This window comes from Candidatus Caldatribacterium saccharofermentans (genome assembly GCF_050267035.1).
Classification (GTDB): Bacteria; Atribacterota; Atribacteria; order Atribacterales; family Caldatribacteriaceae; genus Caldatribacterium; species Caldatribacterium saccharofermentans.
On sequence record NZ_CP187957.1, the window covers coordinates 936,706 to 955,775 of the forward strand.

General features: G+C 57.2%; 15 protein-coding genes and 1 CRISPR repeat array. Of the genes, 1 reads left to right on the plus strand and 14 read right to left on the minus strand.

Features of this window, described 5'->3' with window-relative positions; translation table 11 throughout:
* Nucleotides 1-4: 4 nt before the first annotated feature.
* From ACPT9Q_RS04795 to ACPT9Q_RS04850, 12 genes are all read right to left on the minus strand, one after another.
* The gene (locus ACPT9Q_RS04795) at nucleotides 5-1,030 is read right to left on the minus strand and encodes an ATP-binding protein (RefSeq protein ID WP_427366535.1); all 1,026 of its coding nucleotides are present in this window, start codon (nucleotides 1,028-1,030) and stop codon (nucleotides 5-7) included.
* A 382-nt stretch (nucleotides 1,031-1,412) separates the two neighbouring features.
* Nucleotides 1,413-2,891 carry a TIGR02221 family CRISPR-associated protein gene (csx2, locus tag ACPT9Q_RS04800; protein WP_017873333.1) on the minus strand — a complete coding sequence of 493 codons (1,479 nt, stop codon included), beginning with the start codon at nucleotides 2,889-2,891 and terminating at the stop codon, nucleotides 1,413-1,415.
* A gap of 15 nt (nucleotides 2,892-2,906) precedes the next feature.
* Nucleotides 2,907-3,236 (minus strand): hypothetical protein, encoded by a 330-nt coding sequence (locus tag ACPT9Q_RS04805; protein ID WP_017873332.1) that lies wholly within the window; start codon nucleotides 3,234-3,236, stop codon nucleotides 2,907-2,909.
* A 4-nt stretch (nucleotides 3,237-3,240) separates the two neighbouring features.
* On the minus strand, nucleotides 3,241-4,215 hold the full coding sequence (locus tag ACPT9Q_RS04810) for an RAMP superfamily CRISPR-associated protein (RefSeq protein ID WP_427366536.1): 975 nt from the start codon (nucleotides 4,213-4,215) through the stop codon (nucleotides 3,241-3,243).
* The gene (locus ACPT9Q_RS04815; RefSeq protein ID WP_427366537.1) at nucleotides 4,212-4,646 is read right to left on the minus strand and encodes a hypothetical protein; all 435 of its coding nucleotides are present in this window, start codon (nucleotides 4,644-4,646) and stop codon (nucleotides 4,212-4,214) included. Before ACPT9Q_RS04815 ends, ACPT9Q_RS04810 begins: the two co-directional genes overlap by 4 nt.
* Before the next feature lie 4 nt (nucleotides 4,647-4,650).
* A complete protein-coding gene (locus ACPT9Q_RS04820) occupies nucleotides 4,651-5,541 on the minus strand; it encodes an RAMP superfamily CRISPR-associated protein (protein ID WP_017873329.1) in 891 nt (296 codons plus the stop codon).
* 12 nt (nucleotides 5,542-5,553) lie between these two features.
* Nucleotides 5,554-6,384 (minus strand): type III CRISPR-associated RAMP protein Csx7, encoded by an 831-nt coding sequence (gene csx7 / locus ACPT9Q_RS04825; RefSeq protein WP_017873328.1) that lies wholly within the window; start codon nucleotides 6,382-6,384, stop codon nucleotides 5,554-5,556.
* Nucleotides 6,377-6,811 carry a hypothetical protein gene (locus tag ACPT9Q_RS04830; RefSeq protein WP_017873327.1) on the minus strand — a complete coding sequence of 145 codons (435 nt, stop codon included), beginning with the start codon at nucleotides 6,809-6,811 and terminating at the stop codon, nucleotides 6,377-6,379. Before ACPT9Q_RS04830 ends, csx7 begins: the two co-directional genes overlap by 8 nt.
* On the minus strand, nucleotides 6,808-7,977 hold the full coding sequence (csx10, locus tag ACPT9Q_RS04835) for a type III-D CRISPR-associated RAMP protein Csx10 (RefSeq protein ID WP_017873326.1): 1,170 nt from the start codon (nucleotides 7,975-7,977) through the stop codon (nucleotides 6,808-6,810). Before csx10 ends, ACPT9Q_RS04830 begins: the two co-directional genes overlap by 4 nt.
* Before the next feature lie 5 nt (nucleotides 7,978-7,982).
* Nucleotides 7,983-8,618, minus strand: coding sequence for an RAMP superfamily CRISPR-associated protein (locus tag ACPT9Q_RS04840; RefSeq protein WP_017873325.1), 636 nt, complete (start codon nucleotides 8,616-8,618; stop codon nucleotides 7,983-7,985).
* Between the two features lie 13 nt (nucleotides 8,619-8,631).
* On the minus strand, nucleotides 8,632-10,821 hold the full coding sequence (locus ACPT9Q_RS04845; protein ID WP_017873324.1) for a Cas10/Cmr2 second palm domain-containing protein: 2,190 nt from the start codon (nucleotides 10,819-10,821) through the stop codon (nucleotides 8,632-8,634).
* Between the two features lie 85 nt (nucleotides 10,822-10,906).
* A complete protein-coding gene (locus tag ACPT9Q_RS04850; RefSeq protein WP_427366538.1) occupies nucleotides 10,907-11,875 on the minus strand; it encodes a CRISPR-associated ring nuclease in 969 nt (322 codons plus the stop codon).
* 280 nt (nucleotides 11,876-12,155) lie between these two features.
* Here ACPT9Q_RS04850 and cas6 point away from each other — a divergent pair, with 280 nt between their 5' ends.
* Nucleotides 12,156-12,908, plus strand: coding sequence for a CRISPR-associated endoribonuclease Cas6 (gene cas6, locus ACPT9Q_RS04855; RefSeq protein WP_427366720.1), 753 nt, complete (start codon nucleotides 12,156-12,158; stop codon nucleotides 12,906-12,908).
* A 299-nt stretch (nucleotides 12,909-13,207) separates the two neighbouring features.
* A CRISPR array of direct repeats spans nucleotides 13,208-15,707; the repeat unit is 30 nt; unit sequence GTTGCAGTCGAACCATAGTGGGATGGAGAC.
* 423 nt (nucleotides 15,708-16,130) lie between these two features.
* Here the strand turns inward: cas6 and ACPT9Q_RS04860 are convergent.
* Complete coding sequence (locus tag ACPT9Q_RS04860) at nucleotides 16,131-17,669, minus strand: alkaline phosphatase (RefSeq protein WP_017873933.1); 1,539 nt, start codon at nucleotides 17,667-17,669, stop codon at nucleotides 16,131-16,133.
* 18 nt (nucleotides 17,670-17,687) lie between these two features.
* The gene (locus ACPT9Q_RS04865) at nucleotides 17,688-18,716 is read right to left on the minus strand and encodes a metallophosphoesterase (protein WP_017873932.1); all 1,029 of its coding nucleotides are present in this window, start codon (nucleotides 18,714-18,716) and stop codon (nucleotides 17,688-17,690) included.
* Nucleotides 18,717-19,070 lie beyond the last annotated feature (354 nt).

Genomic DNA, 19,070 nt, shown 5'->3' on the forward strand with positions numbered 1-19,070 from the left:
CGCCTTACCCCTCGATGACGAACTTGTATTTGCCGGCGAACCGTTTCGTCAGGTCCACAGCATGCGGTGCAAGGAGGTTTTCGACCGTCACCACCCCAAGCTTCAGGATGGACTTCATCCAGAGCACGATATACGGCGACATGTAGTCCGGGGCCTCCAGGGCGTAGTTTAAGAGTACCGCCAGGTTTTCTCTGTTCGTCTTGTTCACAAGGACTGTCGCCAGCATGAAGCTCTTCTCGACCTCACCGGTCTTCGGGTAGACCTTCTCTCCCCGCAGAATTGCCTCCACCATCTTCCCGACTCCGGTACACTTCTTCATGAATGCCACAAATCTCACCGCCGCCTCTTCACCGACGATACCTGCAACGTCCTCAACGTTATTGATGCCACTCTGCAGGAGCCTCCCCACCATCTCCCAGGCTCTCGGCGACGGATAGGGCCTGTCGATATCCGGTTCTCCAGAGAGGTACTTCGTATCAAGCTCAAGGTACGCCACCACTTCCTCTGGCAGTCCCTTCTTCATCCAGTACTCCTTGAAGTCGTCAAAGTCCGGCACCACTGAGTAGTGCAGGGCTCTATTCACCATGGCTGAAGAGAGCTTGTTGACGGTTGCCTTGTCCTTGAGCCTATTCCCTGCACAGACCACAAGCGTCCCTTCCGGGAGCTCATAGTCACCAATCTTCTTCTCTAAGACGATTCGCATGGCCGCGTTCTGCACGGCAGTCGGTGCAGTATTGAACTCATCGAAGAAGAGGATGAACGGCTCGTCCGGAAAATTCAGGGGGAAGAACTCGGCTCGTTTCTTCTCCCGGTCCGGGAAGACGAACCCTTTGAGTTCCGTCGGATCCATTAAGGACAGAATCATCACCTTGACGGGTTTTCCCACCTCTTCTCCAACCTGGTACACTATCTGGGTCTTGCCGATCCCCGGCTTCCCCCACAAAAACACCGCTGGCGGGCTGTCCATTTTCGCGATCCGCCGGAGCTTCTCCTTGAGCTGCTTCGGCGTCACCGTGAACTTCAGTTCCAACCTCTCACCCTCCCCTTATCCCGCTTTTGCGCTTCTGAGGATACCTCGTCCACCACGCAACAACCAGAGGCAAACACCTGAAGACCCAGGGGGCAAAAACCCCAGAGCTCCGGATGCCCAAAAAGGCACCCGGCCCTGCGAGACGAAATTTGCAAGGAAGAGGGTGGCTCAGGAATCACCGCACTCCTCTACCACGGCAGTGCTGGCAAACCCCAGTACCACGACAGAACCCACAGGGCCTTTCGGTCATGGGTCTTCCGTATCCCGGATAGTTGTGAATACCGGAACCCCTGCAGTGGCGGCACCGGCCGGTACCGTTACAGTACGGACATACCCGTACCCTCGATTTCTCATCATCCTTCCAGAACATTTCCGCTCCTCCCTAAAGCGCTGCATGGTCAAAGATGAGGACTTCCCCAGTGACGGGCGAGCTGTAGTAGAGCCGGCGGGCTTTCCCGTGCAGCGCATGGGCCACAGCAAGGTACAGCCACACCGGCGCCTGCCCCGTGAGGACCACATCGCACCCCTCTCCAGCAAGTTCCCTCGCCTTTTCCAGGTACTGGGGTAAAAGCTCGAGTTTTGCTACCCCATCGTAGAGGGTTTCAAGGTTCACAACCTTTGGTTCCTGCGACGGGGAAACCCCGGGGACTGAAGCGAGAATAGCCCGGAGTTTCCCGGGAATTACCTTCGCTTTGCTCTCAATGCTCTGGGCGCCTTTTGCCGAAACACTCATGCCACAGTGGGCAATGTCGTTTCGCAGCTGCGTGAGCCATCCCCATTCCCTGGCCAGGGCATCCGTCATCCAGCTCTTCTGACCGGACAGCGCTTTTCTGTCCCGAGCCTGTTGAGCCATCCCCCCAAGGATGCTCTCCACACCCTCCCGGTACTTACGGTTCAGCCAGAAATCCTGGCCGTCCTTCAGACAGGCCCAGCTCACCACCCATTCCCGGGCAAGGAGCACGGCCTGCACCACAAGGCCTTTTTCGAGGTAGTGCTCGATGAGCTCAAGCTGTCTCCCAAGGCTTTCCTCGCTCAGGGAACGGGGGTGTTCCTCAGCCAGTCTCCCAACCTCCTGCGCTACTTTCTCGAGGACAACCGCAAAAGGCCTGGCCCAACGGGAGAGCTCTGCTTTGGCCTCCTCGAGCTCGGGAAGCAGGAGAGAGGCAATCTCCATCACATCAAGGGGACGAGAGAGGTGCAGGGCCTTCGAGAGCTCTTCGAGTTTCCCTGCTACCCTCTTGATCTTCCGGGGCTTTTCCCCGTTCACCGTGCCGCTTCTGTTCAGGCGGTCATGGGTGATTCTGAGTTTCTCCGCAAGGATTCCGGCCTCGCTGCGCGCCAGAAAGGCTTCGACTCCTGAGAGCCAGTCAAGAAGGTCTAAGAGCACAGCCAGGTCGAAAACGGGAACGCAATCTTCCGGCTGTGGGGGCTCCCGGCGAGGTACACGGGCCTCGTAGGCCCCGTAGAGGATGTGCTGCACTTCAACTTTCATGACCTTCCGCAGATACGCCGAAACGGTGAAGACGATAAGGGGGAGCGAACGGAAGGCATGGGTAATATCGAGCACCACACTGTCCCCCTCCTTGAGGCATGCCGCGCATCGGGCAAAAATTTCCCAGAGTTCCTCTTCCGACTTCCCCTCCGGGATGGTAACGGCCTCAAGAAGGTCTCCAAGACGCTCTCTGAGCTCCAGAAATCCCTGGCTTTTCCTGGCTTCCTCGGTGACAAAGAGGAAGAGCCTCTCCAGGGGGAACATCCGGGCAAGAGCCTCAGGGAAGAGGCTTGTGGTGCAGGAACGCTCTCCAAAAACGTAGGTGACCGTCTGGTAATTTCCCCGACCGAGAAAGGAAAGCGCCTTCATGGACTCCACCCCAGTTTAGAGCTTTTCGGCAACGAGCATCCAGCGAACATAGCCCAGGACGTCGGCAAGGTCCGAAGGTGCAAGGGGTTCGAGTTCTTTCCTCAGTGCCTCGGCCACCTGGGCAATGACCCGGTACTGCCCTTTGGGCTCATCGCGGAGTGAAGGGGAATCCCTCAGCACCTTGGCCATGGCAAGGGCCCGGGCAAAGCCCCGGCGTGATGCGTACATGCTCCATTTGCTCCACTCCGAAGAGAACTTCGAGCTTCCCCTCCTCTGTACGTGTTTCTGGAGACGCTGGAAAATCTTTTGAGCAAGCTCCACCTTTTCCTCGACAGTCATCACCATCACCTCAGTAGATGTCCTGGGGACAGGAATACTCCCTGTCCTTCAACATGCTTCGTAGAGACTTCAGGGCATCCTCACGGACAAGACCGTTTCTCCTTGAGGCCTCAAGGCACCGGACGAGGAAGCCATGCATGTCCTGCCCCTCAAGAACCCGGGACCTCCAGAGGGCCTTCTGGTGGAACTCAAAGAGCACTACCCTTTTGGGAACGAACTGAACCGTCCCGAAACAGCGAGGCTTGGCCCCACCGATTTTGGGCCGGAAGGCTAAAACAAGCCTCTCTTCCTCTCGCTTCTTCTCCCACCCCAGGGCATACCCCAGAAGGCCGAGCTCACCCTCTTCCAGGTTTTCGAAAAAGAGCGTCGTCTCAAACCTCGTCTTTTCCGGAACGACCTCGAGGAACCGGCGGTTCTTCTCCGGTTTCCGGTCGGAGAAAACGGCAACCTCCCCGTTCCGGTAGAACTTCCGCCCCTCAGAGCGCCGTGGTCCCCAGAGTTCCCCGATCTTGACAACCTCTGTCGTCACGTTCCCCCGGGGGAAGGCATCGGCAAAGCACACCCTGCCCCGGAAACCCGTGGTTCCAAAAATCCGGCAGGCAGGGCAAAGGTTTCCAGGGTCCCGGCACGGTTCGTACATCCTCGGAAGTGCTTCTTCCCGCCGGACCTGGCGAACACAGGAAGCGGAGATTGCCTCGACGATGCTCCGCACGGCACCCTTCAGGCTCGTTCCGGGGATGCAGAGTCTGCCGTTGCTCCGGCAAAACGCCCACCACACGTCGGGGGTACCGATGCCCTTTTCGGCGCCGAACTCGAAGGCCCCGGAACCGACGAAAAGGTACCTGGAATCCACAACGAGAGAAAGCTCGATCCTTCCACTGTAACCCCGAAACCGGTCGTGGACGGGTGGTTTTTCCCTTGAAACCTCGCCCTGCAGGGGGAGGAAGAAAAACGGCGCGGGCGATTTGCTTTCGTTTCTCTTCATGGAGCAAACCTCCTCGGGCTCACGAACATCGTTACGCCATCCCGAACGTACACCCGGCACACCAGAGTACCCTCGCTGCTCCTTAGCCCGGGATACTCGCAGAATGCCGGAGCAAATCGGGGAGCATGGAGAGGGACAAGCCGTGCAGGAATCTCGTAGGTCTCCCAGGTCCCCGAAACGGCCTCAAGGGGAAGGCTGGGCTTTGGTTCCTCGCTGAGGAGAAGCACCGCAAAACGGCCATCGGGAAGCATCCGCCAGCGGAGCTCCCAGGTTGTACCGAACGTGCAACCCCTCTCCCGCAGGGCCCCGGAGAAATCGCACGCCCCGAGATTCCAGGAAAGGGTCACCCCTTCCCCCAGAAGCTCTCTCAGGGTTTCGAGGTTTCCCCTTTCGAGAACACCGTGGTATACATACCCTCTTGTGCCCTTCATGGGGTCATCCTCCAAAGAAACTCCCGAGGCACTCTGCGGCTCGCTCAAGGACTTCCTGGCCCTCTTGAGGACCATACACCGTGCGCACGTATACCCCAAGATCCCGGGGTGCACCTTCCGGAATCCCCTTGAGGCGATCGTCGCTCCGGAGGCCGTAAGCCTTTCGCTCCGCGTCACCCGCAAAGGCTCCCGCTCCCCAGAGCTCTCCTGGGGAAAGCCCTGCCACCTTGGCCATCTCAAGGCTCATCTCCCGGACGCGCATTCTCACCTCGCCAAACCCCCGGCTCTTCCCGAAACCAACCCTCGTCAGGCCCTCGTTGAGCGACCGAACGGCAAGGCCCAGGAGGCCAAGCTGCCAGACCTCGAAGTTCTCTAAAAGCAGCGACCCCACAAAATGCCCCTCCACGAGGACTTCCATGTCAAAAGGTCCCACCGCCACCGCGCCGGTGAGCCGGGAGATGGCCACACCGTAGCGAATCTCGGTCTTCCAGCTGCCTTCAGGAAAGGCATCGGTGAAGGACAGACGACCCCGGAGTCTGGTGTGTCCATACATCTTGCAGGCAAGACAGGATTCCCGGTACACCAGGGCCGAATTGCCCTGTTTGGCCGCATCCTCCACCTCTTTTTTCCTGCCGCAGCTTTCCTTCCCCAGAGGGTCGCACGCCAGGCGTTCCTCACCAAACGTTCGCAGAACCCTCTCCGTGAAGCTCCGGAAAACCCCCTTGAGCGAGGATCCAGGGATGAACACCTCCTCACCCTGAGGGCCCTGAGTGCGGACGAACTGCATATCAGGAAGAGAAGGGTTGGGAGAGAGCGTCCCGGACTTCACAAGAAGCGGCGAACAGGGGTGAAGCTCAAAGAGCACATGCACGGCATTCCAGCGCTTCCGGTGCATCCTTCTCCCTCCTCACTGCAAAGCCTGCGTAAAGGCGTCGATGAACTCCTGAGGGGTCCGGACCTTTCCCTCTTCCGGACGGAGCAGGAGGTCCTCAACGGTGAAGCTCCGCACCGTGACGTCCTCAAGGGTCACAAAGCCAAGACCCCGGGTTGTCTTTCCTCCCACGGGAAGCATTCCTTCCCGCAGGGCCTCAAGACCCAGGAAGAGAAGCCCAACTTCCCAGTCCTGGGCGTTCTCCACAACAACCTGAAAACCAAAAACTGCTCCCCGGGGAACGGTCTCAAAGTCGTACTTGATGCTCGCCTTTGCCGAGCCCAGATCCCGGTCAATCCCCACGCCGTCCCGAACCTCAACGAGCTGCGGGAGCTCCTCCGCGTTCACAAGCAGAGCATCCCGGAAGGCAATGCGCCCTGCCATCCACTGGTGGCCGAAGAGACGGCAGGCTGTACAGGACTCTTTCCAGATTGCCCGGGCAAGAAGCTCGTCAAAGTTCTCTCCAGTTTGCCGTGCTCTCAGGAAGAACTCTTCGACGAGTTCTTTCTTCCTTCCGGGGGGCACGCAGCAGCATTCCTTATCCAGCGGGTCACAGGCCCAGAGCCTCTCCCCCTGGACGGCCTTTTTCGCGTCCCCCAGGGTACGAAGGATTCGCTCAAGGTACGATCGGACTACGCCCTTGAGGGAAGATCCGGGAATGAAGGGGAGACCGTCGGGGGTTTTGATGACCGGAAGGTCGGACCCTGAAGGGAGAAGGGAAACCCTGCTCCCCACCGAAACAGCGGTCTGCGCCACAAGACGAGCCTGAATGCATGTCCGGTTCTCAAAGCGGAAGAAATCAGTCACCGCCTCTCCCTCCCCGAGTAGATTCGCCCTGCTTTGCCTCTGCCTTGATGGCCCGCACGAGAAACCCAAGGTACAGTCGAATGAGCTCCATGCGGAATGTCGGGAACTCCTCGCTTTCGGCAAAACCCTCTTTCCGGGCGACGTCCTCGGCCCTTTTCTTCAAATCCTCGATATCCTGCAGGATGCGCTCTCCCACCTTTTCGTCGACGTATCCTCTTCCCATCTGGTACCTGAGGAAATTCTCGAGGACGAAAACCGAGGTGGTGGCAGCAGCGATATTCTGGAGGTTACGGAACTGCGTATCCTGCGTATCCTTTTTCTTTTTCGAGTCATCCCGAACGGCGACCTCCACGCACTGCTCCGCCCGCTTCACGAGGGAATCCAGTTCTCTTTCCACCAGGCGTTGCAGCTTGGCGCTCAACTTCATACCGGCATGACCTCCTGATGCAAAGGATGGCAAACAACCACCTCTCCGAAGCCCTCATCCGTTCGCTCACCGATTCCCCCGGACTCCAGGGCTTCAAGGAGAGGAAGGAGTTCCTTTTCACCGAGAGAACTTTTGAACACATAAGCGCTTCCCTGGGCTGCCGCTAAAGCCGTGGGCTTGGGCAGTCCCCAGGCGGTGGACCATCCTCCAGCATGAACCTGGTGCGTTGCCCAGAACACTGGCGAAAGGGACTCCCCAGCAAGTTCCAGAACGGGAACCAGAGAAGGAAGGCCAGAAGCATCTGTGAAGATACCCGGAGAGAGGAGGTCAAGGCTGAAGTAGGTGTGGTGGGGACTTTCCGGGATTGCCTCTGCCCCCCCAGCCTGCCGGCAGAGGTGCAGAAGGTCCCGCCACACTGTCCTGAGTCTTTCGTTAAAGTTGCGGAGCCTTTCAGAAAGCGAAGGAAGGGCATCACTTCGCGCGGAAAGCCTGGCCTTCCCGAATCCCCGGGTGGTGAGAGCTCCCACGCCAAGGTGTTCCACCGCCACCTCAAGTTCCCTGAGCTGCTCTTCCCTTTGAAAGGAAAGGCGGCCGAGGAACACAAGCCCGTCTTTTGGGCGAATACCCATGACCCGGTACAGCGCCTTTTCCTGCGCCACTCGGCGGAACCGGCTCAGAGCAACGCCGGTCTTAAGGCCCAGGGAAACCTCCGCCTTTCTCCATCCCGAGGGTGTGTGTGCACAGAATCCCCGAACCCTCTCCATCCGCCCCCCACACTCTCTGCAGCGGAAAAGCAGGGGAACGGGGAATCTCGCTCCCAGCCGCTCCAGCTCTTCGTACACGCAGGCCACAAGGAGGCTATCCCGGATACCGTGTCCTCCCTCTGTCCTGAATCCTCCGTGGAGTTTGCACTCCAGAGCCGTCAGGGGAAGAGGGAGAGCGTAGTGCGCCTCCCGAGGTGCAGGGAAGAGGTTCCCGAAGCGCATCTCCGAAACCACGGGAACGATGTCGCCCTCCCGGTCCTGAACCCTGAACCACTCCGCCAGCGTCCCCCGCAGAACACTTCCGGGGATGTACCCCACCGTGCTGAGGAAATTCTCCTTCGGCCTGACCCCGCCCACACGAAGGGGGGATTCCGGAATAAGTTCCAGGACCACTTTCCCCATGGTCGTCACCCTGCTCGCAGCGCCAGAAGTTCCGAAATCAGGTCTTCTTCCTTTAGAGACGTGCCGTTCACCGAAGCCACAAAGCCTCTCTCCTCAAGGCTGAACCACCCAAGCCCCCGGGATCTCCCCGCCCCAAGGGCAAAAGGCACCCGGACACCGGCAAAAAGCAGAGAGGCTGCTTTTTTAGCTTTCTCTTCCGTCGCAAAAATGCCCCGCACGGACGCCTGAAACCCCGGACAGAACCCGGTCTCGAGGGAGAAAAGCCGCTCCTCATAAGCCGTCCTCCTGAAACGGCTCAGGGAAACCCCCATACGGGTACTCCGAAGGGTGTCGCACAGGACGATGTCCTCGAAGAAAAGAGGCGACTTCCCCCGGGGATGACCGAACACCTCGCACACCGGGCAGATACCGCAGGTAGTTCCTGCCTGAGAGGCGTCGCAGACCTCCACCCCAAGGCCTCGCAGCGCCCGCTCTGCCCCCTCCCGCAACCATCCCTTGAGGGTTGTGGCCGGAATGGTCGGAAAAGCCTCATCCTTCCAGTCAAGGGCCAGGGCCTTATCTGTCCACAGTTCCACCCGTTCACCGCTTATATGGAATCCCGAATGCCACCGGAACCTGAGGTCAACGCGAAGCAGAAACACGGCTTTCTTCCTCCTAAAGGGGCATTCCAGAAGCTCCAAGCTCGACGAGCTCCACCGCATCAAGAAGCCCCGTGAACCAGCTTCCGTTTCTCTTTACCCAGAAAAAGCAGGACTCTCCCTCCTCCGGAAGCCTCCCCAAATCCCGGAAGAGCCTGATTACCGTCTCCCTTCTCCCCTCGCCCATTCGGGCCGCCTGGTAGAGGGCGAAGTTCAGAGAGACTCGCACTCCCTGTTCAAGGACTTCGGCAAAATCCCGAAGTTGCGAGGAGGGAAGGGTAGCCAGTTCTGCGGCGACTTCTGTAAGGCGCACAGCCTGATCCAGGGTGTAAGGGCGGAGGGTGAGGGTGCACCCCCGGTCTGCTCTCCTGTAGAGCGCCTCAAGGAGCCGACCTCCGTCCTCGATGAGCACCGGAGCCCGAAGCCAGAGGTGACAGATGGTACTCTTCTGGGTTCTCCGGGCCAGGGCTTTGGCCCTTTTGAGGAGGCTCTCAGCAAGATTAAGGAGGAAGCTCACGGGGTACTTCGCATCTGCAATGGCCAGCCCCAGGGACATGCTCAGCCGCAGCGCTTTCCCCAGACGCTCCCCCGCAGTCTCCTGAATCCTCCGGATTCCCTCGTGACCCTCGAAATTCCGCAGGAAATTCAGGGCCAGTTTCCACGAAGCTCGCGCCGGGACAAGGACCACAACGTCGTCTCCTCCCAGGGCTACAATCTCAAAGGGAAGGATCCGCTTTTCCTTCTCGAAAGCCTCACGACCAAAGGTCTGCACGAAAGCCGCAAAGAGCGCTTCCTCCGTAGCCATCCGGAGGGCTTCGGAGAAATTCCGGTAAAAGGCAGGAGAGGTGGCTTGCTGGAGGATATCGCCCATATTGTTGCCGTCGGCATAAAGCAGGGCAATCCGTCCCTCTTCCCCGCCCACGAGCTCCTCAAGGTCCTTCGGGGGTTCGAGGCGGCTCTTTACACCCCCTTGCTCTTCGAGGAACTCGGCAAACCTCTCCACAAAACCCCGCTTTTCCTTCCGCCCCCAATCCCTTTTGGCACCACACACTCCACAGATGAGCTCGTCAAACTCCTCCCTTTCCGCAGCCCGCCTGCCACAGGATGCACAGCGGACATGCACCGGAAGGGTTTCAAAGAAAGGCGCATGGAGCTTTTTTTGCTTTTTCCGCTGGAGGTCGCTGGAAAGCCAGGCCACGAGCTCGCCAAAGTTCTTCCGCTTCCCCCGGTCCTCCACCAGGGCCTCGAAGTGACTGAAAAGGAGATCCTGCGCTATACCCTTCCCCGAGAGCTTCCGCACGCTGGCATCGTCGTGGGGGAAAAGACCACGAGCGACTTCCCGATACCCCACCGGGGGTGAGATGACCACGGTGGCTGTGGCCAGCCGAGTTCTCTCGAGGTACAGGCGCTCAATTTTCCGCGCCCAGTTCTTTGCTTGCCGCACCGGGAGCACCGCAAGGAGATTCCCTCCCCCGCAGTAGATGAGACACTCCCTGGCGAGCTCCCGCCGGAATTCCTCCGCTATCTCCTGCTCCACCTCCACCAGGATTTCGCTACCACCCCTGATCTCCGAGAGATTGCTCGTCTCGTAGACGTACGATTTAACGGCGTCCACATCGGCCATAAGGAAGACGAGCGGAGATTCTTCACCGAAGAGCTCTTTTTCAAGTTGCAAGGTGCGCTCCGTCACTCGCTCAAATTCCTCCCGGGTTTCTGCCCGAGCAAGTTCAGGCCGGTCCCCGGCGGACGCCATGCTGTCCGCAAGACACACCACTTTCTCCAGGGCAGACACCGGTCCATCACTGAGGTGATGCCGCCCGATGATGCCAAGGAGCGCATTCCGAATTTCCTCCACCACACGCCACGAAGCGAGGAGACTTTCGGCGTATTCCATCCCTCGCTCCACGTGGAAGCGGTACTCCGTTTTCCCCACCCTTGCCTTCCCCAGGTCGTGGAAAAGTCCTCCAAGACGGGCCAGAACGCGCAGTTCTTCCCGGGAAAGGGGTAAGCCGCAGATTTCCTCTGGTGTCTTTCCCCGAAGGCATAGTTCCTCCACCATGGCCACGGCAAATCCTGCCGTCAGGACCAGGTGGTCATAGAGGGAAACGCCGGGAATTCGGGTATCGGCCTGGACATCCCATGCCCTTTTCAGGGAGGGAACGACTTCCTGATCGAACCTCTCGGCCAGCCTCCCCAGGTCGTTCATAGAAGACCACCCATCCCCTTCACCTCACCTGCGAAAGGATACCGTCGTCCAGAACTGAGGTCATCGAGTAAAAGCTCGGAAATTCTTAGGGTAAAGACCCTATGTGGGCGAAGAGCGTCCCCAGATCGCGTATCAGGAGATCCCGCACCTTTGCTCCTTCGTCAATGCCAAAATGGTCACGGTACTTGGCGTAAATACTGAGGAGCTGGTTGTTGATTGTCTTCTCGCTGCGGCGGAGACGCTTCGCCAGATCCTTCTGGGTTCCTCCATAGCGTACGAGGGCCCGCATCACCTCCTGTTCTGCTGGAGTCAGCTTGCACCAGAAAGCTTCGACAAACCGCAGGCGTTCTCTATCCCGCAGCTCTTTCTGCCGCTCGATTGCCCGGTAGGGGTCATCCCACAGGAGGATTTCCCGGGCCGTGGAAGGAAAAAGGCTCCAGTGCAGGACGGGGATAGGGACAAGAACGACCTGGGAGGGGTCCCTGGGGTGCATGGACCGTTCGGCAAGCAGAGTCCCTTCAGAGAGGAGGTGCCACACGTAATCCCGCTCATCAAGCACAAGCTGCGCCACAACCATGCCCATGGCGGCCATGACCTTCCGGCCGCCGGCCACAGAAAGGTGAACCCGAAAGTTCTTCCGCTTGAGGTTCGCAACGGTCCGGTACAGCACCCGGAGGAGCACGCCCACATCCTGCTCGGTGACGAAGTCCGCAGGGAACAGATCTCCCTCCCTGATGGGCACAAAGGAAAAGACAACCGCCGAACCTTCACGGCGGTAAAAGTCAACCTCATCCCGGAGTTTCCTCAGGGACTCAGCAAGGGAAGCCGAAGCGGGGTTTGGATGGACGACGAAAACCTCGCGAATGTGGAATCCCTTTGCCTGCAGGGCATCAAGGGTAAGCGTCACGACCTGGGGCTCGATCCCAAGCGTTGCCACAAGTGCCTCACGGGGCTCCGCATCCACGAAGGCACATACCCCTCCCTGGCGTTTTTTCCTATCATAGCAGAAACGGAGGGGAAAGGGGAAGGGGCTCTGGAAGAGTAATCTCCTCACGCTCCAGGAGTTCAGGGCCACCCTAAAGAACCCCAGCCGCTTGACAGAGGGGAAAAACTGTGTTTCCATTACCGAAAAGCACATTGAAGCCCACAGGACGGGTTTGCAGCCTGCTCATGAGGAATGGGAGTCTTTGGCTGTCATCGAACGTTTCCACTCTGCCCTGCAGCTGCAATCGGGAAAACCGGAGACACGGAAGTCCTTTACGAGCACACAGGTCTGTGGTTCTGCTCCCGGGCAGCCACACCAGGTCTTGGCTTTCGGGGAAAGGAGGGTGAGCATGCGGCTCCGGATTGTCCTCGGAGGAACGGGAGAGATCTTCCTCCCCTGGGAATATCCTCATCTCCTCCATGGCCTCCTCTACAGGGCAGTCATTGGGGAGAACCCTGAATTCGGGGTATTCCTCCACGAGAGGGGGTTTGGGGAAGACCACCACCGGTACAGGCTTTTTGTCTTCTCCAGGATCTTCCCAAAGAAGGCCAGGAGATGCGAGAAGGGACTCTGGTGCACTCCACCACTTGTCTTCTGGGTGGCCTCACCCCTTGCTTTTTTCCTTGAAGCACTGGCTTCAGCACTCCTCAGAAGCCGCCGGATTTCCCTGGGGAACACCGTCCTTTTCGTGAAAAGCATTGAGATCGAACCACCTCCGGATTTCTCCGGTAAGGTCCTCTGCGAGACGCTCTCACCCCTTGTGGCCTCAACGGGGGTGAGGCGGGGGGAGAAGCTCCACAAAGTCTTCCTCGCTCCTGAGGATCCTCGCTTCTTCGCTGTGGTCCAGGAAAACCTCTACCGCAAGGCTCGGGCGCTCGGCCTTTCCCTCGCACCAGATGCCCAGGTCTTCTTTGAACCCGTGGGGACCTGGCGGTCCAAGCTCGTGAGCGTCCAGGGGACGAACATCCGGGGGTATGAGGGGAGGTTCTTCGCCCAGGGGGATGCCACCCTCCTTGCGCTGGCTTATGACGCCGGACTTGGGGAGAGAAACGCCCAGGGGTTTGGGATGTTCAGGGTCGTGACACCACCTCAGGATGAGTGAGGCTTCCCTGGAAAGCAGAAACCCAGGAAGGTTTACCCGGAACCCCCTCATGATGACTTAGAGGCACTTTTCATTCCACATGGCAATTACCTATGCCAGTGCTTGCCAATTTTGCAGCGAACCCCCCGGGGTTTTGCTATGACTTCTGGAATTGTAATGACAGCTCTGACATAATGGCTCAACGATGGGGGTTTCCAAGGGGTGGGGTTGCAGCGGACCCCCGGGGGTTTTGGGGGGAACTGGGGGTCCGCTGCAGATTCAGATTGACAAACCCGCATAAATGCTGTATTTTATCCTGGGTTGCAGTCGAACCATAGTGGGATGGAGACGGAGCTGAACGAGCCCCTGAACCAGTACTCTAATGGTTGCAGTCGAACCATAGTGGGATGGAGACTTGACTTCGTTTGACGGATTCTCTCGGATAGAATCCGTTGCAGTCGAACCATAGTGGGATGGAGACAACTTTTCTACATTCCGGACAATACGTCCGGAATACTGTTGCAGTCGAACCATAGTGGGATGGAGACTTTGGGGAGAGGTCCGCGAGGCGAGCGAACAACGCGTTGCAGTCGAACCATAGTGGGATGGAGACTATGCCCCAGAGAAAGGAAAGAGAGATGGATCAGGTTGCAGTCGAACCATAGTGGGATGGAGACGTCATCAAGAACTGCTTTCAAGTCGCCTAACGTAGTTGCAGTCGAACCATAGTGGGATGGAGACTCCTAATCTCAGTCATTTTTTCTCACCTCCTTTCCGCGTTGCAGTCGAACCATAGTGGGATGGAGACGGTCCTGGGCGATGGTCTGTACATCCCCCGGCGTTAGTTGCAGTCGAACCATAGTGGGATGGAGACTTGATGCTTCCTTAACACCAGAGCTATGTCTTCGAGTGTTGCAGTCGAACCATAGTGGGATGGAGACCTAACACCCGCTCTCCAACCAGTACTGCGAGACCGGCCGGTTGCAGTCGAACCATAGTGGGATGGAGACGGTACCCCGGGCAGGGGCTACAAAGGCTGCCTGGAGGTTGCAGTCGAACCATAGTGGGATGGAGACGCTGCTTCCATCGCTTCAATCTTTACCATACTGCCTTGTTGCAGTCGAACCATAGTGGGATGGAGACACGAGCCTCCCTCATACCTGGGAGGCTCCAGAACGAGTTGCAGTCGAACCATAGTGGGATGGAGACCGAGTTCCTCGAGGTCGGCTGCCCTCAAGGCCTCAAGTTGCAGTCGAACCATAGTGGGATGGAGATTAGAAGAATCTGAGGATTGACAGATGCAAAAAATCTTGTTGCAGTCGAACCATAGTGGGATGGAGATAGGGACTTTCGGGTACGTGCCAGGTGCTTCTGGAGAAGGTTGCAGTCGAACCATAGTGGGATGGAGATAACTCCTCCTCCTTGCAGGGGAAGACAAGTACATCTCCCGTTGCAGTCGAACCATAGTGGGATGGAGATGGTGTCAAGCCTTCTGCTTGACCCAGGCGCTTCAGGGTTGCAGTCGAACCATAGTGGGATGGAGACTTTCGCTCTTCCTTGCGGCGAAATGTCCGATAGCCGTGTTGCAGTCGAACCATAGTGGGATGGAGACCGAGTTCCTCGAGGTCGGCTGCCCTCAAGGCCTCAAGTTGCAGTCGAACCATAGTGGGATGGAGATTAGAAGAATCTGAGGATTGACAGATGCAAAAAATCTTGTTGCAGTCGAACCATAGTGGGATGGAGATAGGGACTTTCGGGTACGTGCCAGGTGCTTCTGGAGAAGGTTGCAGTCGAACCATAGTGGGATGGAGATAACTCCTCCTCCTTGCAGGGGAAGACAAGTACATCTCCCGTTGCAGTCGAACCATAGTGGGATGGAGATGGTGTCAAGCCTTCTGCTTGACCCAGGCGCTTCAGGGTTGCAGTCGAACCATAGTGGGATGGAGACTTTCGCTCTTCCTTGCGGCGAAATGTCCGATAGCCGTGTTGCAGTCGAACCATAGTGGGATGGAAAGTGCGAACCTGGGCGGGCTGTAGTCCACCCCTTCCCGTTGCAGTCGAACCATAGTGGGATGGAGACAACCTTTCCCCCCTTGGGGGAAAGGTCGAGGATACGGTTGCAGTCGAACCATAGTGGGATGGAGACAAGCCTTCTACTTCGGCAATCTCAAGTTCTTCCATGTTGCAGTCGAACCATAGTGGGATGGAGACTTCGTGTTCGCTTCTGGTAAGGTCTATCGCGATTCTGGTTGCAGTCGAACCATAGTGGGATGGAGACTTCTCTCACCTCCTTCGGTCTCTGCACGCCTCCTTTGTTGCAGTCGAACCATAGTGGGATGGAGACCAAGCCTTACAATATCGAGTTCATTGAGTTTTAAACGGGTTGCAGTCGAACCATAGTGGGATGGAGACGACGAATAGAGCCGCGAGCCGTTCTGGGAGTGGAGTGCCGGTTGCAGTCGAACCATAGTGGGATGGAGACGTCCTCAATCCAGACCTTTCCCCCTTTCGGGGAAAGGTTGCAGTCGAACCATAGTGGGATGGAGACCCTTTTGGGGAAAGGTCTGTAAGTCGAATCATGAAAGCCGTTGCAGTCGAACCATAGTGGGATGGAGACTTTGGTGATATTTCCGTCATTTTTACAAACAGCGATGAGTTGCAGTCGAACCATAGTGGGATGGAGACGGGTCCCGGGAGCGTCAGGCTTCCGCCTGACGCTCCCGTTGCAGTCGAACCATAGTGGGATGGAGACAAGGGGAGAGGTCTGCAAGCTTTGTAAACAACGATGCGGTTGCAGTCGAACCATAGTGGGATGGAAACCGGGGGCGAGCTTTCCGCCCCCGCCAAACCACAACGCAATCACGCCACAGCGGGGTGAGAAAGCCTCTCTCCCAGGAACGCAGGTTCACCCCGGATACTTCATCTTCTCCCTGAACTCCCGCAGGGCTTCCCTCTGGTAGCTCCGCGCCGCTTGGCGGGAAATCCCGAGGATACCAGCTTCCTGCTCAGACATCCCCAGGAAAAGCTCCGTTGTCCTCTGTCTTTCTGGGAAATGGGTGGGGGAGCAGAGACCGGCGCTGAGTAGCCGAAATCGAGCCGAACCAAGCTCAGAAAGAGGTGCTCGGCGCCTATAGGATACGCGCAGAAGAGAGGGCAGGAACGGAGGAGGATGCTTTTTCTCTAAAAGGGTACCGGACCCCCTCGAGAAAGGGGGTCCGGGAGGTGGGGAGGGATTCGCTCCCACTAATAGGTCTTCGTGGCTTCCACCGAAAGCCCCAGGGCTTCTTTGAGTTTCACATAGAACTCGGTATTGTCGTAGTAACCGTCAAAGAGCTCCGCCTTAACACCCAGAGCAAAGACCGGAACGGGTTCACCGGTGTGAGAGTAAGTGGTCCAGGAGAAACCGGCTTTCTCGGCAATGATTTTAGTGAGCGTCACAGTGAGAGGATCGTAGCCGCCGTAGAGCACTTTGGCTTCGTCACCTTCTAACTTCTCGCCCTGCAAAACAGTCATACTGGCCTGGAAAGCCTCCTCGAGTCTCTCACGCTCGTAATCGGAAATAGCCATGGCCAGTTTTTCCCGGGCTTCCGCATGCTCCTTGGCAGCTTCTTCCAGTTTCGCTTTTTCTTCAGCCGAGAGCCACAGGAGTCCGAAGTGTTCCTGAATCACCGGCCAGAAGTCCTCAAGGCTCCGCTTCTCCGCGGGAGTTTTCTCGAAGTACTCTTTCACCTTCTTCTCGAAAACCTCGTAGGAAACCTTCTGGTGGTCGAGTCTGCGGGGATAGAGGTTATACCCGGTGAGCGCATAGCCCAGGCTCAAGCCACCGTTTCCGTGGTCAGCAGTAACCACAATCAGGGTTTCTTCGGGGTGCTTCTCATAGAACTTCACCGCTTCGGCCACTGCCTGCTCGAAATCGAGGATATCCCCGATGGCTGCTCTGAGGTCGTTGGCGTGGCAGGCCCAGTCGATCTTTCCACCTTCCACCATCATGAAGAACCCGTTGGGGTTATCGGCAAGAAGCTCGATCCCTTTACGGGTGAGCTCGGCCAGCGAAAATTCTTCGGCACCACGATCGATGGCGTAGGGCATGGCGGCTTCAGCATCGAGAACCGGGTTGATCACCACCACTTTGTCGGCGGGAGGAGTGAGCTTTTCGAAGTCGCTGCGGCTCTGAATCACGGTGTACCCCTCTTTTTTGAGGATATCGAAGATGCTCTCTTTATCTTTCTCTTTTCCGGTGGGCTGACGGAAACCACCGCCGGCGAAGTAATTGAAACCGCTTTTTGCCAATTCCAGGGCGATGTCATAGTAGTTATTCCGGGAGGGGTTGTGGGCGTAGAGACCCGCGGGGGTAGCATGATCGAGCGACACGGTGCTTAAGTCTCCGATCTTCATCCCCGCTCTCTGCGCTTCTTCGGCTAAAGTGGTGAACTTTTCGGTTTTCGTCACATCCATGTTGAGGACACCATCCAGGGTTTTCCGGCCGCTCATCATGGCGGTGATCGCCGAAGCCGAGTCGGTGATGTAACGCCCGGCATCGAAGGTGTTCATAAGACCCACCACCGGGAATCTGGTGAAGGAAATCCGCTCGATGCCGGGAGCATCCTTTTCGCCCCGTTTCACATCGTAGAGGTAGAGCTCGGTGGCGGTGACGCTGTTCATACTCATCCCATCACCGATGAAGAGGAACACGTACTTCGCTCCAGCCGCAAAGGCCACGCTTCCCAAAAACATGGTCATGAACACAACCAGAAGAACCAGATACCGAAACCGAGAGATCATTCCTGCAAACCCCCTTTCCTATTTCTGAAACCGAACCGGCATACTGAACTTCACAAAATCGGCCGCTTCCACGTACGCCAGGGTTTCTTCGGCGCTGGCGCTCTCGGTGGGTTTCCAGAAGGCATCTTCGGCCATGGTCTTTTTGGCCACTTCCCAGATCTTTGGGGTAGCCTTGAGGCGCACCACTTCATATTCGAGCTTTTGCGGCGTCAGGGTGTACACGGTGTAGGACATGGGGTAGGTAACTGTGGAAGCGTTCTCGATGTACCAGATACCGTTTTTCTCCACTGGAATGGTGCTCACGTGCCGGTGGCCACAGAGGTAGAAGGAGACCTGGGGATACTTCTCGAAAAGGGCGATCACTTCCTCAGCGTTATCGAGGTAGAAGTTCTTCCACTCGGGCTTCTTTTCTTCTTCCCGGAAAGGCACAAGCAGGTGATGCCCCACCACGATGGTGAGCTTATCCCGATTGGTGGCAAGGACGTTTTCCAGCCACTGCAGTTGCGCCGGAGAGACCTTACCGCCCCAGCTTCCCACCTTGGTGGTATCAAGCCCCACAAGCAAAAGCCCCGGCACCGGTTCGGCAGTCCAGTAACTCTGTGGACCGTTGAACCCAAATCCCTGCAGGGCGAAGACTACGGTGTACTTGGAATCACCGATAAGCGTAGCCAAAGGTGCTTCCTTATCCTTGGGGGGAATGGGACTGACTTCGTGGTTCCCTAAAACTGCATAGACAGGTACCCGGATTTCTTCAAGCATTTCCCGCAGTAAATCCACGTTCCAGGGCTCCGCATCCTTGGTGAGATCCCCGGCTAAAATCACAAAATCGAGATCCGGAATAGCGTTCACACTGTCGATGGCTTCTTTAAAAAGCACTATCGAAGAATCCTCCATTTTCACGTAGTCCTTGGTGTTGGCGGCAGGATAACTTAGATGGGGATCGGAAATCACCGCAAACTTCACCATTCCGAAACCCCAGGCGAAGGACGCTGCCACAAACGAAAGAAGCGCCACCGCTAACAGAGAAACCCACAGTTTTCGGAACACCCTACCAGCTCCTTTCTTTAAGTTTGCCCTCAGGATACTACGTGAAAGTAAAGGGAATACGAAGAAAGTGTAAAAGTTCGTTAACTCCTCACCGGGAATTGGCTTAAGAATACCATCATCAGTACGCCAAAGTGGTAGAAGGGAAACAGTGTACAGCATTCCTGACTGGAATGACGCGACCGGAACGTATTTCACACTCTGCTGGAAAATCCCTCGTGGGTGACCTGAGCATTGGCCGGCAGTCACCCTAAGCTTTGGTCGGTGAGATAATCGCCAGTATAAGTCTTTAATTCAACATCCCAACGGGTTCTGTCGCTCCTGAGGCGTTCACCTCTTCCTGAAGCCTATAGGGGA